The 18789-nt window shown below is 62.6% G+C and carries 24 protein-coding genes; 20 read left to right on the top strand and 4 right to left on the bottom strand.

All coding sequences use genetic code 11. The features are described 5' to 3' along the window. The first annotated feature begins 5 nt into the window (after positions 1-5). Positions 6-422: a lateral flagellar protein LfiJ gene (gene lfiJ, locus ACB030_RS12215; RefSeq protein ID WP_289980695.1), complete on the top strand. Its 417-nt coding sequence runs from the start codon at positions 6-8 to the stop codon at positions 420-422. 4 nt (positions 423-426) lie between these two features. On the opposite strand, the gene lfgN is transcribed toward lfiJ, so the two are convergent. The 3 genes from lfgN to lfgA form a co-directional block, all read right to left on the bottom strand. Then, positions 427-870: a lateral flagellar protein LfgN gene (lfgN, locus tag ACB030_RS12210; protein WP_371160095.1), complete on the bottom strand. Its 444-nt coding sequence runs from the start codon at positions 868-870 to the stop codon at positions 427-429. Beyond that, complete coding sequence (gene flgM, locus ACB030_RS12205; protein ID WP_025328492.1) at positions 867-1139, bottom strand: flagellar biosynthesis anti-sigma factor FlgM; 273 nt, start codon at positions 1137-1139, stop codon at positions 867-869. Before flgM ends, lfgN begins: the two co-directional genes overlap by 4 nt. A 76-nt stretch (positions 1140-1215) precedes the next feature. Beyond that, on the bottom strand, positions 1216-1938 hold the full coding sequence (lfgA, locus tag ACB030_RS12200; protein ID WP_371160093.1) for a lateral flagellar basal body P-ring formation protein LfgA: 723 nt from the start codon (positions 1936-1938) through the stop codon (positions 1216-1218). Between the two features lie 130 nt (positions 1939-2068). Here lfgA and lfgB point away from each other — a divergent pair, with 130 nt between their 5' ends. The 12 genes from lfgB to ACB030_RS12140 all read left to right on the top strand — a co-directional run bounded on the left by lfgB (position 2069) and on the right by ACB030_RS12140 (position 11976). Then, entirely contained in the window at positions 2069-2452 is a 384-nt protein-coding gene (gene lfgB, locus ACB030_RS12195; RefSeq protein WP_371160091.1) for a lateral flagellar basal body rod protein LfgB, read from the top strand. 2 nt (positions 2453-2454) lie between these two features. Further along, positions 2455-2880, top strand: a complete 426-nt coding sequence (gene flgCL / locus ACB030_RS12190; protein WP_371160089.1) for a lateral flagellar basal body rod protein FlgCL — start codon at positions 2455-2457, stop codon at positions 2878-2880. Next, positions 2881-3564, top strand: a complete 684-nt coding sequence (locus ACB030_RS12185) for a flagellar hook assembly protein FlgD (protein ID WP_371160087.1) — start codon at positions 2881-2883, stop codon at positions 3562-3564. An 18-nt stretch (positions 3565-3582) separates the two neighbouring features. Further along, entirely contained in the window at positions 3583-4776 is a 1194-nt protein-coding gene (gene flgEL, locus ACB030_RS12180; RefSeq protein WP_371160085.1) for a lateral flagellar hook protein FlgEL, read from the top strand. Between the two features lie 10 nt (positions 4777-4786). Continuing rightward, positions 4787-5521 (top strand): lateral flagellar basal-body rod protein LfgF, encoded by a 735-nt coding sequence (lfgF, locus tag ACB030_RS12175; protein WP_371160083.1) that lies wholly within the window; start codon positions 4787-4789, stop codon positions 5519-5521. 89 nt (positions 5522-5610) lie between these two features. After that, a complete protein-coding gene (lfgG, locus tag ACB030_RS12170; protein WP_139745583.1) occupies positions 5611-6396 on the top strand; it encodes a lateral flagellar basal-body rod protein LfgG in 786 nt (261 codons plus the stop codon). Further along, positions 6396-7067 carry a flagellar basal body L-ring protein FlgH gene (gene flgH / locus ACB030_RS12165; protein WP_371160080.1) on the top strand — a complete coding sequence of 224 codons (672 nt, stop codon included), beginning with the start codon at positions 6396-6398 and terminating at the stop codon, positions 7065-7067. Before lfgG ends, flgH begins: the two co-directional genes overlap by 1 nt. A gap of 8 nt (positions 7068-7075) precedes the next feature. Continuing rightward, positions 7076-8182 carry a lateral flagellar basal body P-ring FlgIL gene (fgIL, locus tag ACB030_RS12160; RefSeq protein WP_371160078.1) on the top strand — a complete coding sequence of 369 codons (1107 nt, stop codon included), beginning with the start codon at positions 7076-7078 and terminating at the stop codon, positions 8180-8182. An 8-nt stretch (positions 8183-8190) separates the two neighbouring features. Next, positions 8191-8589, top strand: a complete 399-nt coding sequence (locus tag ACB030_RS12155) for a rod-binding protein (RefSeq protein ID WP_371160076.1) — start codon at positions 8191-8193, stop codon at positions 8587-8589. Then, the gene (gene lfgK / locus ACB030_RS12150) at positions 8589-9908 is read left to right on the top strand and encodes a lateral flagellar hook-associated protein LfgK (protein WP_371160074.1); all 1320 of its coding nucleotides are present in this window, start codon (positions 8589-8591) and stop codon (positions 9906-9908) included. Before ACB030_RS12155 ends, lfgK begins: the two co-directional genes overlap by 1 nt. A 147-nt stretch (positions 9909-10055) precedes the next feature. Beyond that, positions 10056-10955, top strand: coding sequence for a lateral flagellar hook-associated protein LfgL (gene lfgL / locus ACB030_RS12145; RefSeq protein ID WP_371160072.1), 900 nt, complete (start codon positions 10056-10058; stop codon positions 10953-10955). 19 nt (positions 10956-10974) lie between these two features. After that, positions 10975-11976: a hypothetical protein gene (locus tag ACB030_RS12140; RefSeq protein WP_371160070.1), complete on the top strand. Its 1002-nt coding sequence runs from the start codon at positions 10975-10977 to the stop codon at positions 11974-11976. A gap of 61 nt (positions 11977-12037) precedes the next feature. Here ACB030_RS12140 and fliB read toward each other — a convergent pair whose 3' ends face one another. After that, positions 12038-13201 (bottom strand): flagellin lysine-N-methylase, encoded by a 1164-nt coding sequence (gene fliB, locus ACB030_RS12135; protein WP_371160068.1) that lies wholly within the window; start codon positions 13199-13201, stop codon positions 12038-12040. 209 nt (positions 13202-13410) lie between these two features. Here fliB and lafA point away from each other — a divergent pair, with 209 nt between their 5' ends. From lafA to lafS, 7 genes are all read left to right on the top strand, one after another. Next, positions 13411-14217 carry a lateral flagellin LafA gene (lafA, locus tag ACB030_RS12130; protein ID WP_371160066.1) on the top strand — a complete coding sequence of 269 codons (807 nt, stop codon included), beginning with the start codon at positions 13411-13413 and terminating at the stop codon, positions 14215-14217. Between the two features lie 108 nt (positions 14218-14325). Continuing rightward, positions 14326-15609 carry a lateral flagellar capping protein LafB gene (lafB, locus tag ACB030_RS12125; RefSeq protein WP_371160064.1) on the top strand — a complete coding sequence of 428 codons (1284 nt, stop codon included), beginning with the start codon at positions 14326-14328 and terminating at the stop codon, positions 15607-15609. Positions 15610-15647: 38 nt separating this feature from the next. Beyond that, positions 15648-16040, top strand: a complete 393-nt coding sequence (lafC, locus tag ACB030_RS12120; RefSeq protein ID WP_289980721.1) for a lateral flagellar export chaperone LafC — start codon at positions 15648-15650, stop codon at positions 16038-16040. A 120-nt stretch (positions 16041-16160) separates the two neighbouring features. Further along, positions 16161-16499, top strand: a complete 339-nt coding sequence (locus tag ACB030_RS12115; protein WP_371160062.1) for a LafX — start codon at positions 16161-16163, stop codon at positions 16497-16499. Further along, on the top strand, positions 16490-17557 hold the full coding sequence (locus tag ACB030_RS12110) for a flagellar hook-length control protein FliK (RefSeq protein WP_371160060.1): 1068 nt from the start codon (positions 16490-16492) through the stop codon (positions 17555-17557). Before ACB030_RS12115 ends, ACB030_RS12110 begins: the two co-directional genes overlap by 10 nt. 40 nt (positions 17558-17597) lie before the next feature. Continuing rightward, the gene (gene lafF, locus ACB030_RS12105) at positions 17598-18056 is read left to right on the top strand and encodes a lateral flagellar basal body-associated protein LafF (RefSeq protein ID WP_025328471.1); all 459 of its coding nucleotides are present in this window, start codon (positions 17598-17600) and stop codon (positions 18054-18056) included. A gap of 5 nt (positions 18057-18061) precedes the next feature. Continuing rightward, a complete protein-coding gene (gene lafS, locus ACB030_RS12100; protein WP_371160058.1) occupies positions 18062-18775 on the top strand; it encodes a lateral flagellar system RNA polymerase sigma factor LafS in 714 nt (237 codons plus the stop codon). Positions 18776-18789: the final 14 nt, after the last annotated feature.

The following is an 18789-nucleotide window of genomic DNA, read 5'->3' as shown; positions in this document are numbered from 1 at the left end:
GCCCCATGCTGAAATCCTACCTCGGGTTGCAACAGGATGCCCTGGATACCATGGGCAAGGAGCGACAGCGGCTGCGCGATCTGGCCATGCGTGAAGAGTTGCGTGCCGTGAAATTGAAAGAGGTGATCGATACCCTGCAACCGGGCTCGGCCAGCTTCCATCCCCTGCTGTGGCAGAACAAGCAGCAGATGCAGGGGCAACTGCGCCACCTGCTGGATCACCAGGTGCAGCAGTCCGCGCTGGCCAGCCTCGACCTGGCGCGCCACGAGGGACAACTGCTCAAGCAATTTGGCCGGGTCAAGGGGCTGGAACTGTTGCTGGACAAGCGGGCTCTGGCGGCGCGCCAGCGGCAGGAGTCAGGGGAGCAACGGCAACTGGACGAGCTTGCCAGCCTGCGTCATCGCACCCTGCAGGGGCGCTGACGATTCAGTCGGGGAAGTGTTCCTGCCTGCCATAGGATGACTCCTGGCCCAGCAGGGTGTTGATCGTTTCGATCTGGCCGGCCAGCAGGCGTCCGTTGAGTTCGTTCTGTCGCCGGCACTGCTGCAACAGCCACTCGAGGCGCTGCCATTGCTCGCCGACGCGCTGTTGCAGCGGGTCGGGCAGCCTGGTGATGAGCGTCGCCATGCCCTGCTCGTCGGGTTTGAGCCCGAGCGCCAGCAGGTGCTGACAGCGTTGCTGGGCCTGTTGCTGGATGTCGGCCATCAGCCGGGTCTGCTGCCGGTTGTGCCCGGTCAGCCCCTCGACATCATGGTTGGCCAGAAGAGAGTGCTGGTTGAGCAGCAACTGCTGCAGGTCGGCGTAGCGGCCGCAGTCCTGCTGGATGCCGATGATCAGCTCCTTGACCCTCAGCTTGGGGGCCATGCTCATCGGCGGTGCATGTCCAGGATGGCCTGACTCAGGGCATCCATGTCGAGCTCGAGCCGGCCCTCGCTGATGGCCTGGCGGATCTGGTTCACCTTCTCCATGTCCACGTCAGAAGTGGATGCCAGCTGGGACCTTGCCTGATTGATGCTCTGGGCCGTGCTGCTGATCAGGGCATCCCCCTGGCCGGCCCGTGGCTGCGCCGTGGCCGCCGACTCCGGCTTGCGCTGCTGCTGGGGTTGAACATAGATAGGGTCGGTGCGTGTGATTTTCATAACGTCAATTCCTGATGGTCTATCTCTGAAAGGCGACCCGAAAGCGGCCGAACTTGAATCAAACTCCTCCTTCTGGCTAAAAACGGGTTTCGACTTCCCCCTTGTCGATCACCCAGGCCTGGATCTCCTTGCCCGAGCTGAGGTTTCTGACCCTGACCCCCTCGCCAATGGCGGCATTGGTCAGTGCAGTGCCACGGGTGGTGGCGGAAAAGCCCTGCTGGCCCGCCCTGATCAATACCCCTTCCCCCGCCCGGACGGCCCAGGCCAGCTGCAAGTCAAGTTCCCCTATCAGCTGGCCCATCCTGAGGTGGCGGGTGCTCTTGCTGCCCACCAGGGACTCACTGCTTGGGACGAAACCGCGCTGCAACCGGCTGACGTCGAGGGACTTCTCGAGCAGATCCCCCGGCCCTATGGTCTGCCCTTTCTGGATCTCCTGCGCCGTCACCCAGACCGGCAGCATCAGGGTGACCTCCACCCGCGCCCTGAGCTGCCAGGCCGGCTCGGTACACTCCACCAGATAGGGCCGCCGCCCCCAGGGCTGGCGATACTGCCCGCCCGCCTGGTACCGCACCGCCTGCTGGCAGGGGGGAAGATGGGCCACGGCGGGGGAGAGCCAGACCTGATAGTCGGCCTGGGTGTCTGGCCAGCCCTGTTGCTGCAGATAGTCGCGCAGGGCCAGCGTCGCATCTTCCTTGAGTCCGTCGGTCAGCCGTTGCGCCAGCGGTTCGGGTTCGGCCCGCAGGGGCAGCGCCAGGATCAGCAGGGCGAGCAGGCCCCCTCGCTTCCATGTGGGAAACAACGCTTCCCCTTTTGCCTGCGCCATCAGTCGCAGTCTATGCCCAGACCAGCGGAAATAACGGTTTTTCATGATTGGCATGAGTCTTGATAAAGGATGCACTGGTCTGACTGGTTCACAAGAAGGATGAAGCATGAGTATCTCATTTGACAGCGCGCTTGGCGTGCACCCCTATGCCCTCGATGTGCGGGCGGACAGAGCCCGTATTCTGGCAGGGAACTTGGCCAATGTGGATACCCCTGGCTATCTGGCGCGGGATGTCGACTACAAGTCGATCCTCGGTCGCGTCGCTCAGCAGGTCGCGGCGGGCGAGCAGGGCAGCGCCATCAGCCAGGGCGAGACCGACATGAAGCATCCCCTCTATCGCATTCCCTACCAGGTCTCCATGGACGGCAACACCGCCGAGCTCAGCGTGGAGCAGAGCAAGTTTGCCAGCAATGCCACCGACTTTCAGACCAGCCTCACCTTCTTGAATATGAAAATCACCGGGATCGCCAAGGCGATCGAGGGCCGTTAATCATGTCGTTCAATCGCATCTATGACATCGCCGGCAGTGCCATGCGGGCGCAAACCGTCCGCCTCGACACCGTCGCCTCCAACCTCGCCAACGTCGACAGCGCCGCCGGCAGCGAAGATGCCGCGTTCCGGGCCATCAAGCCGGTCTTCTCCACCCTCTACCAACGGGTGCAGGATGCCGAGGGGCTCGGCGCCGCCCAGGTGCAGATCGCCGGCATAGTGCAGTCGGACCGCCAGGTGGAGAAGCGCCTCGAACCGACCAACCCCTTGGCCGATGGCGATGGCTTCGTTTACTACTCCAACGTCAATGCGGTGGAGGAGATGGCGGACATGATGAGCGCCTCCCGGGGATTCGAGACCTCGGTCGAGGTGATCAACCGCGTCAACAGCATGCAGCAAGGGCTGCTGCGTCTCGGTCAGGGGGCATAAATGAGCCTGCCACAGGTCAGCGGTCTGGATACCGCCCGCAGTGCCAGCCAGTACTCGGCGACGCCAGATATCGCCAGCAACAACACGACTGCCGGTCAGGGCGCACAGCTGCGCAACGAATTCCTGCAGATGATGGTGGCCCAGATCCAGAACCAGGATCCGACCAACCCGCTGGACGGGGCCCAGTACGTCACCCAGCTGGCGCAGTTCAGCATGGTGGAGGGGGTGGAAGGGCTCAAGGTGTTGCAACAGAAGTCCATCAACATGATGGATACCCAGCAGGTGCTGCAGAGCACTGGCCTGGTCGGCCAGGAAGTGATGGTGCCGAGCCAGACCCTGGAGCAGCAGAAAGAGGGGGCCATCCGTGGTCAGGTGGAGCTGGCCGGTGCGGCCGATACGGTCGAACTGAAGGTGTATGACAAGCACGGCACCCTGGTCGCGACCAAGGGTTGGGGCGAGAGCAAGGCGGGGGCGCTGGATTATGCGCTGCCGACCCTGCCCGCCGGTGAATACAGCTTCGAGGTGAAGGCCTCCCTCGCCGGGGTTGCCACCACCACCAAGAATTATGTGGCCAGCGAGGTTGAACGGGTCAACCTGCCGGGCACGGGCGAGATCATGTTGCAAGTGGCAGGCGTGGGGGATGTTCCCCTGTTCAGTGCCGTCCAGTTCGGCAAGTCGGCGTAATCAGATAGGAGCGAAACTGTGTCTTTTAGTATCGGACTGAGCGGCCTGCGCGCCGTCAACCAGGAATTGAGTGTCATCAGCAACAACGTGGCCAACGCCAGCACCGCCGGCTTCAAGTCCAGCCGTGCCGAGTTTGCCGCCATCTACGGCGGCGGTCAGGCCGGTGGCGTGGAGATGAACAACGTCTCCCAGAACTTCGATCGCAACGGCGACGTGACCCGCACCGGGCGCGGGCTGGATCTGGCGATCTCCGGCAACGGCTTCTTCGTGCTCAAGGATGGCAACGGCCAGACCTCCTACACCCGGGCCGGCATGTTCCAGCGGGATGCCAGCAATTATCTGACCACCGCCAGCGGCACCCGTCTGCAGGGCTACACCACCAACGAGGGCGGTGAGTTGCAGTCTGGCGTGGTGGGGGACATCCAGGTCAAGACCGGCAGCCTGCCCGCCAAGCCGTCCGACAGCCTGGAGTTCGTGGCCAACCTCAAGGCGGACGCCAGCGTCATCGATCAAGCCGTGCATCCCTTCGATCCCGCCAAGTCCGACAGCTTCAGCTACTCCCAGTCCAGCAAGGTCTATGACTCCCTCGGGGTCGAGCACACTGTCACCCAGTATTTCGTGAAGACGGGTGACAACAGCTGGCAGGTCAATTACGCCTTCAACGGCACCCAGACCGGCACCCCGGTGGCCATGGAGTTCAACACCAACGGCACCCTGAAGACACCGACCACGGCCCCTGTGCTGAACCTGGCCCCCGCCGGCGCCGAGCCCATCAGCCTCAAAGCCGATCTGGCCAAGGTCAGCCAGTATGCCTCCGACTTCAACGCCACCCGCAACCAGTCCAACGGCTATACCTCCGGGGAGCTGACCGGGGTGCGGGTGGATGCGGACGGCGGTGTCTACGCCACCTTCACCAACGGTCAAAGCCTGCTCCAGGGCCAGGTGGTGATGGCGAACTTCACCAACCCCAACGGCCTGCTCCAGACCAACAACACTACCTGGCAGCAGTCGTTCAGCTCGGGCCAGCCGGTGCTGGGCGCGCCGGGCACCGGGACCCTGGGTGGTCTGACGGCGGGGGCCTATGAGGCATCCAACGTCGATCTGACGGGTGAACTGGTGAGCCTGATGACCTCCCAGCGCAACTATCAGGCCAACGCCAAGACCATCAGCTCGGCTGACAAGATGACCCAGGTTCTCTTCAACTCCTTCTAAGGCGTGATGCGTGGAAAAGCTTATCTATACCGCCATGTCGGGGGCGCAACATACCCTGATGGCCCAGCAAATCCGGGCCAACAACCTGGCCAACGTCAACACCGCCGGTTTTCGGGCCGATTTCGAGCGGGCCTCCGCCTATGCCCTGGCTGGCGACGGCTATCAGAGCCGGGTGATGGCCCGGGAGGAGCAGGCGGGGACCGACTTTCGGGCGGGCGCCCTGATGCAGACCGGCCGCAAGCTGGATGTGGCGGTACGCGGTGAAGGCTTCATCACTGTGCAGACGGCCGATGGCAAGGAGGCCTACACCCGCGCCGGCAACCTTGAGGTGGACGGTGAGGGGCTCTTGACCCTCAATGGCCGCCCCGTGCTCGGGGACGGCGGCGAGATGGTGCTGCCGGCCTATCGGGATCTGAGCTTTGGCAAGGACGGCTCCCTCAGCATCACCCCGCCCGGTGGCGGTGCGCGGCTGGATGTGGGTCGCCTCAAGCTGGTCAATCCGGACCCGGCCGAGCTGGTCAAGGGGCCGGATGGCCTGTTCCGTCAGCGCCAGGGCGGGGATGCGGAGATCAGCGAACAGGTGGTGCTGGCCTCGGGCTTCCTCGAGGGGGCGAACGTGAACGCGGTGGATGAGCTTATCAGCAGCATGTCCCTGACCCGCAACTTCGAGTTGCAGGTCAAGTTGATGAAGACGGCAGACGATCAGGCCAGGCAGGGCGCCCGGCTGATCTCGGGCCAGGGCTGACGGCATTGAAGGCGGTGGCCCCGGCCGACCGTGAACAAGAGTTGATGGGGCGCCTGAGCGCCCCCGAATGAATCGGTGGAGAGACGAAGATGCATGCAGCGCTTTGGGTGAGTAAAACGGGTCTGTCGGCACAAGATGCCAAGATGGCCAGCATTTCCAACAACCTGGCCAACGTCAACACGGTCGGTTTCAAGCGCGATCGGGTAGCGTTCGAAGATCTCTTCTATCAGGTGCAACGCCAGCCAGGGGCCCAGCAGGATCAGCAGAACCTGTCCCCCATCGGCATCCAGATGGGTAACGGTGTGCGGGTGGTCGGCACCCAGAAGGTATTCACCCCGGGTCAGTTCCAGAACACCAATCAGGAGCTGGACATGGCGGTGGTCGGTGCCGGCTTCTTCGGGGTCGAGCGCCCGGATGGCGAGACGGCCTATACCCGCAATGGTCAGTGGCACCGCAACGCGGAAGGCTTGCTGGTCAACGCCGACGGCTTGCCCATGCTGCCGCAGATCCAGATCCCGGACAACGCCACCAAGATAGCCATCGGCACCGACGGCACAGTGAGTGCCACCCTGCCGGGCCAGCAGGAGAACGTCGAGCTGGGGCGCATCACCCTGACCAACTTCTCCAACCCGGCCGGTCTGGAAGCCCTGGGGGGCAACCTCTATCGGGCGACCGGTGCCTCTGGCGAAGCCATCGAAGGGGTGCCGGGGGAAGAGGCCATGGGAGCCATCAAGCAGTTCACCCTGGAGAGCTCCAACGTCAACGTGGTGGAGGAGATGGTGGACATGATCACCACCCAGCGCGCCTACGAGATGAACGCCAAGGTGGTCTCCTCCGCGGATCAGATGCTCAAGTTCGTGACCCAGGCGTTGTGATGATGAGGGCGATGTGGCGTTGTGTCGTGGTCAGCCTGCTGCTGGGGGGCTGCTCCACCTATGAGTTGCAGGCTCCCGAGCCCGGTGACGAGAAGTGGGCACCCTCCCGCTCCGAGATGACGAAGACGGGCAAAGGGGAAGATGGCAGCCTCTACCGTAACGATTACATGATGACCCTGTTCCAGGATCGCCGGGCCTATCGCATCGGTGACATCCTGACCGTGATGCTGGAGGAGCGGACCCAGTCCAGCAAGAAAGCCAACACCAGCATGAACAAGGCCAGCAGCATCAATGTGCCGGCCCCCTCCATCGGTGGCGTGTCGCGGCCCGACTGGGGCGCCTCCGTCTCGGCGGATCGGGACTTCGATGGTGGCGCCACCTCCAGCCAGCAGAACACCCTGGCGGGGGCCATCACGGTCACCGTGGCCGAGGTGATGCCCAACGGCGTGCTGGGGATCCGGGGGGAGAAGTGGATCCGCCTCAACCAGGGGGATGAGTACATCCGTCTGGGGGGCATGGTGCGGGTCGAGGACATCGATCAGGGCAACCGCATCTCTTCCCAGCGCATCGCCGATGCCCGCATCACCTATGCGGGTCGCGGTGCCCTCGCCGACAGCAACCAGATGGGCTGGCTGTCGCGCTTCTTCAGCTCCGCCTTCGCCCCCTTGTGAGGATTTCGATGAACAGATGGTATATCGCCTTGCTCTGCCTCTCCCTGTCTGGGGTGGCCGGGGCGGCCGCGCCCGCCAAACGGGCGCTGCTGGACATCGCCGATGTGCAGGGGATGAGAACCAACCAGCTGGTGGGCTATGGCCTGGTGGTCGGCCTCTCCGGCACCGGGGATCGCAGCCAGGTCAAGTTCACCGGCCAGTCCATGACCAACATGCTCAAGCAGTTTGGCGTGCAACTGCCCGATGACATCGACCCCAAGCTCAAGAACGTGGCCGCGGTCTCGGTGCAGGCGACCCTGCCTGCCCTGGCGGGCAAGGGGCAGCTGGTGGACGTGACGGTCACCTCCATCGGCGATGCCAAGAGCCTGCGGGGCGGCTCCCTGCTGCTGACGCCCATGCGCGGCATCGACGGCGAGGTCTATGCGGTAGCCCAAGGCAACCTGGTGGTGGCCGGGGTCAAGGCGGAGGGTCAGTCAGGCTCGTCCGTCACCATCAATGTGCCGACGGCGGGCATCATTCCCAACGGCGCCATCATAGAGCGGGAGGCGGCCAGCAGCTTCTCGGACAAGCCCGAGGTCACCCTCAACCTGCATCAGCCGAATTTCAAGACGGCCCGCAACGTGGAGCGGGAGATCAACCGTCAGCTCGGCCCCGTGGCCAAGGCGGTCAGCGCCGGGCGCATCCAGATTGCGGCGCCCCGTGACGAGAGTCAGCGCATCTCCTTCATGGCGCTGCTGCAGGACATCCAGGTGGACATGGGCAAGGAGCGACCGCGGGTGGTCTTCAACAGCCGCACCGGCACAGTGGTGATGGGGCAGGGCGTCAAGGTGCGCAAGGCCGCGGTCAGCCACGGCAGCCTGACGGTGACCATAGGCGAGAGCCAGACGGTCAGTCAGCCCAATGCCTTCTCCAACGGTCGGACCACCACCACGCCCAACTCCCAGATCCAGGTTGACCGGGAGCGCAACAACATGTTTGTCTGGCCGGATGGCACCTCCCTGGAGGTGATCGTTAAGGCAGTGAATTCCCTGGGGGCGACCCCGGACGATGTCATGGCCATTCTGCAAGCCCTCGACGAGGCGGGAGCCCTCGAAGGCGAGCTGGTGGTCATCTAAGGATCTCTATGACCAGAATTACCTCTGAGCCTGGTTTCTATCAGGATCTCAATGAACTGCAGCAGATAAAGAGCAACCCGGATCAGCGCGCGGCCCTGGAGGCGGCGGCCGGCCAGTTCGAGGTGAGCTTCCTGCAGACGGTGCTCAAGCACATGCGCTCGGCCTCCGACGCCATGCAGGATGACGATGACAAGCTCATCAAGGGGGAGGCGCTCTACCGCGACATGTACGACAGCCAGCTGGCGATGAGCCTGGTCAAGCGTGGCGGCATGGGGCTCAAGGAGCAGATGGTCAATCAGCTAGCCCCCACATTAAAGAATGCCGAGCCTGTGGTCGCTTCAGAACCCCAGACCCTGGCTGCCTTCAGTCAGCCTCTGAATTCGGCAAACATGAGGAAAGTTGACTGATGTCGCTGCTCAATATCGGTTTTAGCGGACTCAACGCGGCGCAGATCGCGTTAAACGTCACCGCCCAGAATATCGCCAACGTCAACACCGTCGGTTACAGCCGCCAGGAAGCCATGATGGGCAGCCTGTCCGGCTTTGGCCGACTGGATAACGGCATGGGGGTCGAGGTGACCGGGGTCCGCAGGATCACCGATGACTATCTGGTGTCCCAGCACTGGCGCAGCCGCTCCTCGACCGGCTCCTCCTATGCGTTTCATCAGTACATCAACACCACAGAGCAGCTGCTTGGCAGCGAATCGATGAACATCACCAAGGGGTTGGACAGCTTCTTCGCCTCCCTCAGCGCCGCCCTCGACAGTCCGGAGACGCCGGCGCAGCGCAGCCAGATCGTCAGCTCTGCCGGGGCCCTGGCCAACCGCTTCGGCCAGCTGAACGAGAGCCTGCTGACCCAGGAGAAACAGATCGACGATCAGCTCGGCAGCACAGTCACTCAGGTCAACAGCTATCTGAAACAGGTGGCCGAGCTCAACACCCAGATTGGCGAGCAGGCCTCCAAGGGGGTCAACACCTCGGCCCTGGAAGACAGCCGCGAGCAGATAGTGCGTGAGCTGTCGACCTTCATGGAGGTGCGGGTCAACCGCCAGAGCGATGGCTCCTTCTCCCTGAGCCTGCCCCAGGGTCAGCCCCTGGTGCTGGCGGGCAGCAGCAGTACCCTCTCCCTCACCGGCGATACTCTGAGCCTGAGCTTCGGGCCGCAATCCTTCGAGGTGCCCAAGCTGCAAGGGGGCACCCTGGCCGGGGTGCTGGAGTATCGCACCACGGTGCTGCGCCCCCTGCGCGACGAGCTGAACCAGATTGCGAAGAAGCTGGCGGACGACTTCAACGCCAAGCAGGCGGGGGGCATCGACTTGAATGGTGACCCGGGTAAACCCCTGTTCAGCTACGATCCCCTCAACCCTTCCGGCACCCTCAAGGTGGCCGACGGCTTTACCGGGGATCACCTGGCCTTCGCCAAGGCGGGCGGCGGCAATGGCGACAACCGCAACTTGCAGGAGCTGCTGACCATCAAGGACAGCCAGTACGACGCCTACAGCGCCCTGCTCGGCAAGATGGCGGTGCAGAGCGGCCAGGCCAAGGCGACCATGGAGGCCGATGCCAACATGGAGAAGCAGCTGGCGACCAAGCTCAGCAGCGTCAGCGGGGTCAACACCGACGAGGAGGGGGTCAAGATCATGGCCTATACCAAGGCCTATCAGGCCAATGCCAAGGTGATCAGTACCTCGGATCAACTCTTCAACTCCATCCTGAACATGTTCTGATGAGGTGGCCGGCATGAGTATCAGCACCAATCAAATCCAACTCTTCAACTCCATCCTGAACATGTTCTGATGAGGCCGGCATGAGTATCAGCACCAATCAAATCCAGCTTTTCAATTCCATCCTCAACAAGTTCTGACGGAGTCCGCATGCGTATCAGCACCAACCAGATCCAGCTCAGCATGCTCGACAATCTGCAGCATGGCTTCGGCGAATATGCCCGCCTCGATCGCCAGATCTCCTCCAACAAGCGGATCCTGCAGCCCTCGGACGATCCCGTGGGCAGCGTGCAGTTGCTCGGGCTGAAGAAGGAGCAGGCGGCGATGGCGCAGTACCAGAAGAACATCGCCAACGCCAAGAGCCAGCTCTCCCAGGGGGAGATCCAGCTCGAGACCATGACCAACATGCTGAGCCGTCTGCGGGATCTGACCCAGACTGCCGCCACCGGTTCCCTCTCCGAGGACGATCGCCGGGCCGTTTCCAGCGAGCTGGCGATCATCAAGGATGGCTTGCTGGATCTGGCCAATGCTCGCAACGAGAGTGGCTCCAGCCTGTTCAGCGGCAGCCAGGTGGACAAGGCCCCCATCGTCAAGGGGCCGGGCGGCGACTATCTCTATCAGGGGGATGCCCTGGTGCGCGAGGTCGGCATCGCCAGAGGGGTCACGGTGGAGCTCAATCACACTGCGGACAAGTTGTTCATCCAGAACGGGGACTTCTTCAAGCAGCTCGACGACATGGTGGCGGCCTTCGACAGCGGTGCCGTGGATGCGACCGATCAGGCCAGAGCCATGCTGGATCGCAGTCTGACCCTGCAAGATGACATCAGCCAGATGGTCAGCACCATAGGGGCACGCATCAATCTGCTGGATCAGGTGGACGAAGGACACGCCGAGAAGAGCACCTATAGCAAGGAAGTGAGCAATCAGATAGAGTCCCTCGATTACGCAGGGGCCGTGACCCAGCAGGCCCATGTGCTGATGGCGCTGCAGGTGCAGCAGCAGGCCTTCGCCAAGGTGAACGGGCTGAGCCTGTTCAACTACATGCCCTAAGTCTGTCTAAGGAGCCAGGATGCAGATTCAACAAACCCGCCCGGGCGGCGTGGCCGAGACGCCAGCCCAGCCCAGGCTGCATGGACGTTCGACTGCCCAGGCCAGCTCCCAGCAGACTCCCCGCAACGAGCGTCAGCCCAATGTCATTCGGCTGGATCGCTGGGCCCTGATCGGCACGGCGCAGCAGCGCATCGCCCATGCCCAGGGGGGCGAACAGGCCCTGAGCCAGGTGTGGGGCGAGCTGAAGCGCCTCGAACAACAGCTCGGCCAGCACAAGGCGGCGAGCGGGGATCTGGTCTCCCGCCTCAAGCTGCTGGAAGAGAAGCTGACCCAGCCGAAGGCCCCCCTGACCTCCGAACTCAAACCCCGGCTGCTGGCGTCGGCGACGGATAGCCGGGTGCACTACGGCGCCGAGCGGCTCGATCTGCTGAGCCCCAGGGCGAGCGCCGAGCGGCTGGTCTTCTCCTTCCCCCAGACCAGCAGCGCCGTCGAGGTGCTGCTGCCCGCCGATGCCAGCGAGTCGGAGGCGGCTTCCCGTCTGGACAGGGCGTTGCGCAAGGAGCACATCCAGGCCCGCCTGAACGAGCTGGGCAAGCTGGAGCTGAGCGTGCCGGATCAGCACAGGCGCAAGCTGGACGAACCCGTGCTGCTGAGTGGGGAGGGCATCCGCATTCCTGCAGGCAATCCGGTTCCGGTGCAGTTCAAGCAAAGGGCCGGGCAGTTGACCCAGCTAGGCGAAGGGCTCGACAAGGGGGAGCTCAAGCAGGAGCAGCAGCGCCTGAAGCGGCTGCTCGGCGAGATCGAGCAGTCGGTGCGCGAGTTGAAACAGTTCCGCCAGAAGATGGTCAAGCAGCTCGATCGGGTGAAGTCGCGCAGCCAGAGCATGCCGCAGGAGGAGCTGGTGCAGTTGCAAGGCAAGCTCAGCCTGCAGCTCAAGGAGGGGGGCTTCATGGGCACCATGTCAGGCCTCCTGGCCCAGGCCAACGTGTCGCGCCAGAACGTGGTGGCACTGCTGACCTAGGGCCGGCGCGCCCGGCCCGAAAAAGAAACCGCCATGGGACTTCCCTGGCGGTTTCTTGTTTTCAGGGTTTCAGCAGGGCGTAGAGGCTGAGATCCGAGGCAAAGCCAGACTCACTCAGTCCTTGTTCTATGGTCTTGAGAAAACTCGCGTTGTGCTGGCGTATGGTGTGATAGCTGTAGAAGAGGTTGATCACGTCCTGCTCTTCCAGCTCCTTGTCCATGGCCAGCAGGCACAGATAGTTGCGCAGCAGGAAGTAATCTATCACCAGCAGCTGATAGGCCTGGAAGCGGTCGCTCTGCAGCAGCGGGAAGTTGTGGTGATAGACGTAGTAGAGCAGGTAGTTGTCCATGATCTGGGGGCGCTCGGCCAGGAAGGGGGCGACCCTGTCGTGCCAGACTTGCTGCAGGCGTGCAAGCTTGTCCTCGTCGTAGGTTCCCTCCAGTACCTCGTTGATCTTGTCGAGGCAGACCTGCATGGTCTGCCGTCCCCGTCGCCCCTGTGAATACGCCAGCAACTGGCCGGTGATGGTCCTCAGTCCCCACCACTGCAACTGCGGCAGGGCGGGCAACTGCTCGAACATGGTATTGAGTTCCCCCCGCTCGGCCAGCGCCGCCACCTGATCGAGGAAGGACTCGTGGGACAGGGCAGAGGGATCCCGGTGGATCAGCATGCCGATCAGCCACAGCCGTACTTCGACGGGGACATCGGTGGCCGCCAGCACATGGATGCTCAGGCTGTGCAGGGTCGCCATGGCGGTGGAGGGGGGCGTGGCAAAGGGCAGGGGCTGGGCGAGTTCGGTTACCTCTGTCTGCATCGCCAGGGGATCCAGCAGCAACTGCCGGCACACCTCGGGGCAGGAGAGCATCAGGGACTTCTTGAGCTGGTTGCCGATGCGGCTCTGGGCTCTGGGGTAGGTCTTGCAGGTGTGGCTCAGCGCCTCCGGCCCCGCCTTGCTGTGGATCTGGCACAGGCGATTCTCATCGAGGAAGGGGCAGGCGCCCTGCTCATCGAGCTTGATCTCCCCCCAACGTCTATTGCTCTGCTTCACCTTGCGAATGTGCAGCTTGCTCAGGGACTTGACCGCGGGATCCGGGTGCCGCTCGTAGTTGCGAAAGGTCTGCTTGTCGATGGTGATGGTCCAGCTATGACAGCAGTTGTCTTCACAGCGATCGCCGATGCATTGGAAATGTTGAACGAAATGAGGAGTGTAGAGCGAGGTTGCCATGTCGCGATCCGGTAATGAGAGAGGACATGTTAAAAGCAATAAGCATGCCGAGTGTGCCGGTGCGATGCGATGGCAGCGGTGCCCATGGCGCAGGGAAGGGATAAAGAAAAAAAGACGAAGCAGGGTTACATTTCTGCGGGAAAGGGGTCGTCTATCTCTGTTGTCAACCTAACAAGCTGCAACGCAGCGCTTAACTCGAGGAATACATCATGGGCTTGTCCATTCATACCAACTTCGCCTCCCTGACCACCCAGAACCAGCTGAACTCCACCAACAAGATGCTGGGCACCGCCATGCAGCGTCTGGGCACCGGCCTTCGCATCAACTCCGCCGCCGATGACGCCGCCGGTCTGCAGATGGCTACCCGTCTGCAAGCCCAATCCAACGGCCAGAAGGTCGGCATGCGTAACGCCCAGGACGCCGTCTCCATGATGCAGACCGCCGAAGGCGCCATGGACGAGATGACCAATATTGCTCAGCGCATGAAGGATCTCGCCACTCAACATGCTAACGGTACTACTACCGCCGCTGATAAAACCGCAATCAAGGCCGAAAGTGATGCTCTCAAAGAAGAGCTGGAGAGCATTATGACAAACACCACCTTCGGTGGTCAGGCGTTACTGGAAGGTGGTGGTTTTACCGGTACAGTGACTTTCCAGATCGGTGCCAGCAAAGCTGAGAAGCTCGACGTTGATGTCTCTACACCACTCGGCAAAGTGACGACCGCAATCGGCGCATTGACTGAAACCGACCTGGATAAGGCAAATGACTTGTTGAATGCTTTGGGGGAAACCCGTTCAGCCTTCGGTGCCAACATCAACCGTCTGGAGCACACCGTCAACAACCTCTCCAACATGAAAGAGAACACCGACATGGCGAACGGCCGCATCATGGATGCCGACTTCGCCCAGGAGAGCACCAACATGACCAAGAACCAGATGCTGATGCAGGCTGGCATGTCCGTTCTGTCCAACTCCAACCAGATGACCGGCATGGTAACCTCCCTGCTGCGTTGATGAGTTATCAGGCCGCTCCCATAGGGGCGGCCTTTGTTTTTGCTTGTGTGTTGGAAAGCGTCGTCCCGGCTTTTTCCAACAGGCATGCCACTGAATAAGGGGATAAAGATGCAAATAGATCCGGCCGGCATGGCGATGCAACTGGTGACCATAGAGCGCCAGAACATGGAAAAGCTGCTGAAGAAGCAGCTGGACAGCGTCAAGGGACAGCAGAGCGCCATCAGCAGCCTCACCACCAAGCTGTCGAGCTTCCAGACCCTGCTCAAGGACCTGAACAAGGCGACCAACTTGCAGGCGCAGAAGGCCACCATGTCCCAGGAGGGGATCATGACGGTGACGAGCAATGGCAAGGCCAGCTCGGGCCAGTACAACTTCTTCGTGGAGCAGCTCGCCCAGTCCCATCAGGTCGGCCTGCAGCTTGGCAGCGACACGGCGCCGCTGCCCGCCGACGGCGTCTTCTCCCTGGCTGTCAAGGGCAAGACCATGGAGATCGATCTGGCGACCCTGCCTGCAGGTGCCACCGCCAAGGATCTGGTCTCCCAGATCAACAACGCCAAGGACAATCCGGGCGTGAAGGCGACCCTGGTGCGCACCGACGGCAAGGTCAGCATGGTGCTGACCAGCAAGGATAGCGGGGTGGAGAACGCCATTACCCTGGACTACAGCGGCGATGCGACCAATCTGCTTGGCACGGCCGTGGCCAGCAAGACAGACATCACCCAGGCGCAGGACGCCAAGCTGCGGATGGGGGGGGACAACCCGCTCACCATCACCTCCGCCAGCAACAAGATAGAGAACGTGGTGGACGGCCTGACCTTCCAGCTGACCAAGGCGCAGAAGGTCGATGATGCGCCCCTGCTGGTGACGGTGGATCAGGACAAGGAGGCGGTGACCGGCTCCCTCAAGAAATTCGTCGACAGCTACAACGAGCTGGTGGATGAGCTGGCCAAGATGACCTCCAGCGATCCCAAGGCGCCGGGGGCCCTCTCCTCAGACAGCGGGGTGCGCAGTCTCAAGAGCATGCTGGCCCGCAGCGTGCGGGAGTTGCCCGGCGATCTGACCCTGGGGAGCCTCGGGATCAAGACCGACAAGGCGGGCAAGCTCTCCTTCAGCGAGACCGACTTCAACAAGGCGCTGGAGAAGGATCCCGAGCTGCTCGGCAAGGCATTGATGGGGGACGATGGCCTGCTCAAGCGGATGAGCGACTCGCTCGATCCTTACACCAAGCGGGACGGTGCGCTCAAGGGGCGCAAGACGGGTCTGGAGGCGAACGAGAAGCGGATCAACGAGCGCATGGAGGCACTGGATCGCCGTATGGATTCCGCGTATAAGCGCTACCTCAATCAGTTCACCACCATGAACCAGATGCTGCAAACCATGGGCGCGTTGTGAGTCGGTGATCCCGTATTCCCTGAATAAGTGAGTCTTTCATGTTTGAACCCCAAGAAGGCTATGACGCCTATCAGTTCGCCGCCACCCAGGCCAAGGCGGCGAGCGCCGACCCGCACCAGCTGGTGCTGATGCTGATGGATGGCCTGCTCGACGAGATAGCCAGGGCCGAGGGCCACATCCTGGCCAGGCAGTATGAGCGCAAGGGTCAGTCCATCAACAAGTGCCTGCAGATCCTGGGGGGGCTCGACAGTGCCCTCGACATGGACAAAGGGGGGGAGCTGGCAACCAACCTGCACCGCCTGTACGACTATTGCGGGCAGCGGTTGTTCGAGATCAGCGTGGGCAACGACGTCGCGGGCTTTGCCGAGGTGCGTCGCATCCTGCTGGAGTTGAAAGAGGGTTGGGAAGCCATGGCCCGCCATCCTCGCTGATGCGGAAGCACCCCTTCCTCATCCGCCAAGGGCTGCGGCTAACGCATTGAAATACCACAACTACATATCTGGCCTGCTCCTTGCTTACTGGCAAGGTCGTCTTATTTTGGGGCCATCATCATGTCCATGACCGGGGCCGTGCCGCCCAGTACGGAACGCGAGACTCGCCAGCGCCAGCTATTGGGGCTGGGACGTCTGATATTACAGCAGGCCCGTGCCGGGCAGTGGGATGCGGTGCGTCTGGCGGATCATCGCCTGGCCCAGCTCGTCGACCAGCTGCGCCAGCAACCGGCATTGTGGCAATCCCTGGTACCGGCCCGGGATCAGGTACGTCACTGGCATCAGGAAGCCTTGGCGCTTTGCCAGCAGGAGACCGCCCAGCGCAAGCAGGAGTGGGACGCCCTCTCCCTCAAACGGGAAGGGCTGCAGGCCTATGATGAGGCGCAGGCATGGGCATGATCCCCTTCGTCGGCTCAGACCCGGCACCCAACCTCGATACCACAGGCTTCACGCGCCTCGCTCGTCAACCCGAGGGGCAGGGGGGGCAGTATCAGCCTCTGGCGTTCCTGCAGGAAGCCCCTGTCATCTTGCCGCTCGATGAAGCATCTGCCCCGGAATCCGAAGTCGAGGAGGCGGACTTGTCCGAGCAGGATCTGACTGAGCAACTGCACGCCTTTACCCATATGCAGCCTGTGTTTGTCCGACCTGACGAGGGAGGCCGTCTGCCGCCACTGCGTCAGACTCCGGAGATGTCCCCCTCCCCGGCGCCGGATGCCGGAGGCGTTCAGGATGACGCCCCCGCAGTCTCCCCCGCCTTGCGTGCCTTGGTGCGCCACGAGCGGCTGGAAACGGATCGCAGCCCGCCGATGGATCTGGTGTCGGGGCGCCGGGAGATGAGCGCCTCGCTCACCGGGGAGTTTGCCCGCCAGCTGACGCAACCGGCCGCCCAGGTCGAGTCGTCGCTGCTGCACGGCAAATCGATGGCGGGCTTGCCCGGCGTGGAGGGCTCGTCAGAGCGGGAGTCCCTTGTCTCGGATCTCAGGGGCATGTCGGCTCTGGCGCCCTCGCCACTGACCAGGACGGCGGAGTATCAGTGGGCCCCGGCGCGTCTGAGCGACAACCAGACCCAGTGGGGGCAGCAGCTGGTCGACGTCTTGAAAGACAAGCTCGAGCTGCAGGTGAATCATGGCATCAAGCAGGCGCACATTCGCCTCGATCCCCCGGAGCTGGGGCGCCTCGAATTGACGGTCAGGGTCGAGGGGGATCGGCTCAGCGTGCAGCTCAACGTGACCAACCCTGCGGTGCGTGAGGCCATGATCCAGTCGATGGAGCGGCTGCGGATGAGCCTGGCCCCTCACCATGCCGGCGGCGTCGAAGTGAACGTCGGCCAGGGAGGAGAGCAGGAGCGGGGCGATCGCTGGCAGCAGGAGAAGATCCTGGCGGGTCGGCGACAGTGGCAGGAAGAACAGGATGCATCGGGCGGCGCTGGCCAGGATTGGCTCAATACCCTGGTGTGACATTTTTACAATCTGGCAATAGCGAGAGTGATTTCAAATTATGCGGCGTGTCATGAAGTGGATGATGTTGATGGTGATGGCACTGTGCCTGCTGGCGGCGCTGGCCTATGGCGCCTATCTCAAGCGAGACACGGTTGCCGTCTGGCTGGGCCTGGCGGAGGCCAAGCCAGAGCTTAGCAAGACGCCGTTGTTCAAGCCGATGGAGCGCTTCGTCATCAGCCTGGAGGGAGACACAGAACCCCACTATCTGGTGCTGGAGCTGGCGCTGGTGACTCACAATCCCCAGCAGCTGGAGACGCTCAACGAGCTGACCCCCCTGATCCGCAATGCCATGGTGCAATATTTCAGCCATCGCTCCCACGATGCGGTGAAACTGGAGCTGCAGAATATCTCCGCCCTGCAGACCTCTCTGCTCGGCAAGCTGGTAGCGACACTGCAAGGGTATGGCTACAAGCCCTATCTGGATGAAGTGCTGGTCACCAAGGTATTGGTGCAGTAGCGGACATGATGGACGCTGGCTGGGACACTCCCTGCGAACTGACCCCCTCGCCCCCCCGAACCGGCGAGCAGGCGATCCTGACCCGCTATCTGCCACTGGTGAAGCGGGCGGCCACTCACCTGCGCAGTCAGGTCAGCGCCTGTTTCGATCAGGAGGACATGGAGCAGGTGGGCATGATGGGCTTGCTGGAGGCCTGGCGCCGTTATGACAGCGAGCCGGATGCCCAGTTCGAGAGTTATGCGTTCAAGCGGGTCCGTGGCGCCATGCTGGACGAGCTGCGCCGCCTCGACTGGCGTCCCCGTCAGCTGCGCCAGCAGGTGCACGGGCACAACCAGGTGCAGCGGGAGCTGTTCAACCGGCTGGGTCGCAACCCGACCGAGCAGGAGCTGGCGCAGGCGCTGGGCTGCTCAGTGGAGGAGGTGCGCCAGCTGGCCTATGCCAGCCAGGCCGAAGCCTTGCAGAGTCTGGAGGAGTGGCTGGAGAACGGCGGCAGGGCACCGGCCTCGGAATCCGACGACGTGGACCTGGCCATGACCCTCAGCAAGGTGCTCGGCTCCCTGGACAAGCGGGAGCAACTGCTGCTCTCCCTCTATTACAAGCAGGAGCTGAACATGAAGGAGATAGCGCTGGTACTCGGTCTGACCGAATCGCGGGTGTGCCAGCTGCACAAGCAGTGCGTCCTTCAGCTCAAGCAGCGTTTGGTCGACTCCATATATTAATGCCTCTCCCTGTG

This window comes from Aeromonas sp. S16(2024), assembly GCF_041403065.1.
GTDB lineage: Bacteria > Pseudomonadota > Gammaproteobacteria > Enterobacterales > Aeromonadaceae > Aeromonas.
This window is presented reverse-complemented; position numbering and strand designations above follow the sequence as displayed.

Bases quoted from the DNA above. Each gene is read 5' to 3' on its own strand.
- lfiJ (WP_289980695.1), top strand. From the start codon at position 6: ATGCTGAAATCCTACCTCGGGTTGCAACAGGATGCCCTGGATACCATG.
- ACB030_RS12115 (WP_371160062.1), top strand. From the start codon at position 16,161: ATGTCCATGACCGGGGCCGTGCCGCCCAGTACGGAACGCGAGACTCGC.
- ACB030_RS12155 (WP_371160076.1), top strand. From the start codon at position 8,191: ATGACCAGAATTACCTCTGAGCCTGGTTTCTATCAGGATCTCAATGAA.
- fliB (WP_371160068.1), bottom strand. From the start codon at position 13,201: ATGGCAACCTCGCTCTACACTCCTCATTTCGTTCAACATTTCCAATGC.
- lfgL (WP_371160072.1), top strand. From the start codon at position 10,056: ATGCGTATCAGCACCAACCAGATCCAGCTCAGCATGCTCGACAATCTG.
- flgCL (WP_371160089.1), top strand. From the start codon at position 2,455: ATGTCGTTCAATCGCATCTATGACATCGCCGGCAGTGCCATGCGGGCG.
- lafB (WP_371160064.1), top strand. From the start codon at position 14,326: ATGCAAATAGATCCGGCCGGCATGGCGATGCAACTGGTGACCATAGAG.
- flgM (WP_025328492.1), bottom strand. From the start codon at position 1,139: ATGAAAATCACACGCACCGACCCTATCTATGTTCAACCCCAGCAGCAG.
- lfgB (WP_371160091.1), top strand. From the start codon at position 2,069: ATGAGTATCTCATTTGACAGCGCGCTTGGCGTGCACCCCTATGCCCTC.
- ACB030_RS12140 (WP_371160070.1), top strand. From the start codon at position 10,975: ATGCAGATTCAACAAACCCGCCCGGGCGGCGTGGCCGAGACGCCAGCC.
- lafA (WP_371160066.1), top strand. From the start codon at position 13,411: ATGGGCTTGTCCATTCATACCAACTTCGCCTCCCTGACCACCCAGAAC.
- flgH (WP_371160080.1), top strand. From the start codon at position 6,396: ATGATGAGGGCGATGTGGCGTTGTGTCGTGGTCAGCCTGCTGCTGGGG.
- lfgN (WP_371160095.1), bottom strand. From the start codon at position 870: ATGAGCATGGCCCCCAAGCTGAGGGTCAAGGAGCTGATCATCGGCATC.
- lafC (WP_289980721.1), top strand. From the start codon at position 15,648: ATGTTTGAACCCCAAGAAGGCTATGACGCCTATCAGTTCGCCGCCACC.
- lfgK (WP_371160074.1), top strand. From the start codon at position 8,589: ATGTCGCTGCTCAATATCGGTTTTAGCGGACTCAACGCGGCGCAGATC.
- ACB030_RS12185 (WP_371160087.1), top strand. From the start codon at position 2,881: ATGAGCCTGCCACAGGTCAGCGGTCTGGATACCGCCCGCAGTGCCAGC.
- ACB030_RS12110 (WP_371160060.1), top strand. From the start codon at position 16,490: ATGGGCATGATCCCCTTCGTCGGCTCAGACCCGGCACCCAACCTCGAT.
- lafS (WP_371160058.1), top strand. From the start codon at position 18,062: ATGATGGACGCTGGCTGGGACACTCCCTGCGAACTGACCCCCTCGCCC.
- lafF (WP_025328471.1), top strand. From the start codon at position 17,598: ATGCGGCGTGTCATGAAGTGGATGATGTTGATGGTGATGGCACTGTGC.
- lfgG (WP_139745583.1), top strand. From the start codon at position 5,611: ATGCATGCAGCGCTTTGGGTGAGTAAAACGGGTCTGTCGGCACAAGAT.
- fgIL (WP_371160078.1), top strand. From the start codon at position 7,076: ATGAACAGATGGTATATCGCCTTGCTCTGCCTCTCCCTGTCTGGGGTG.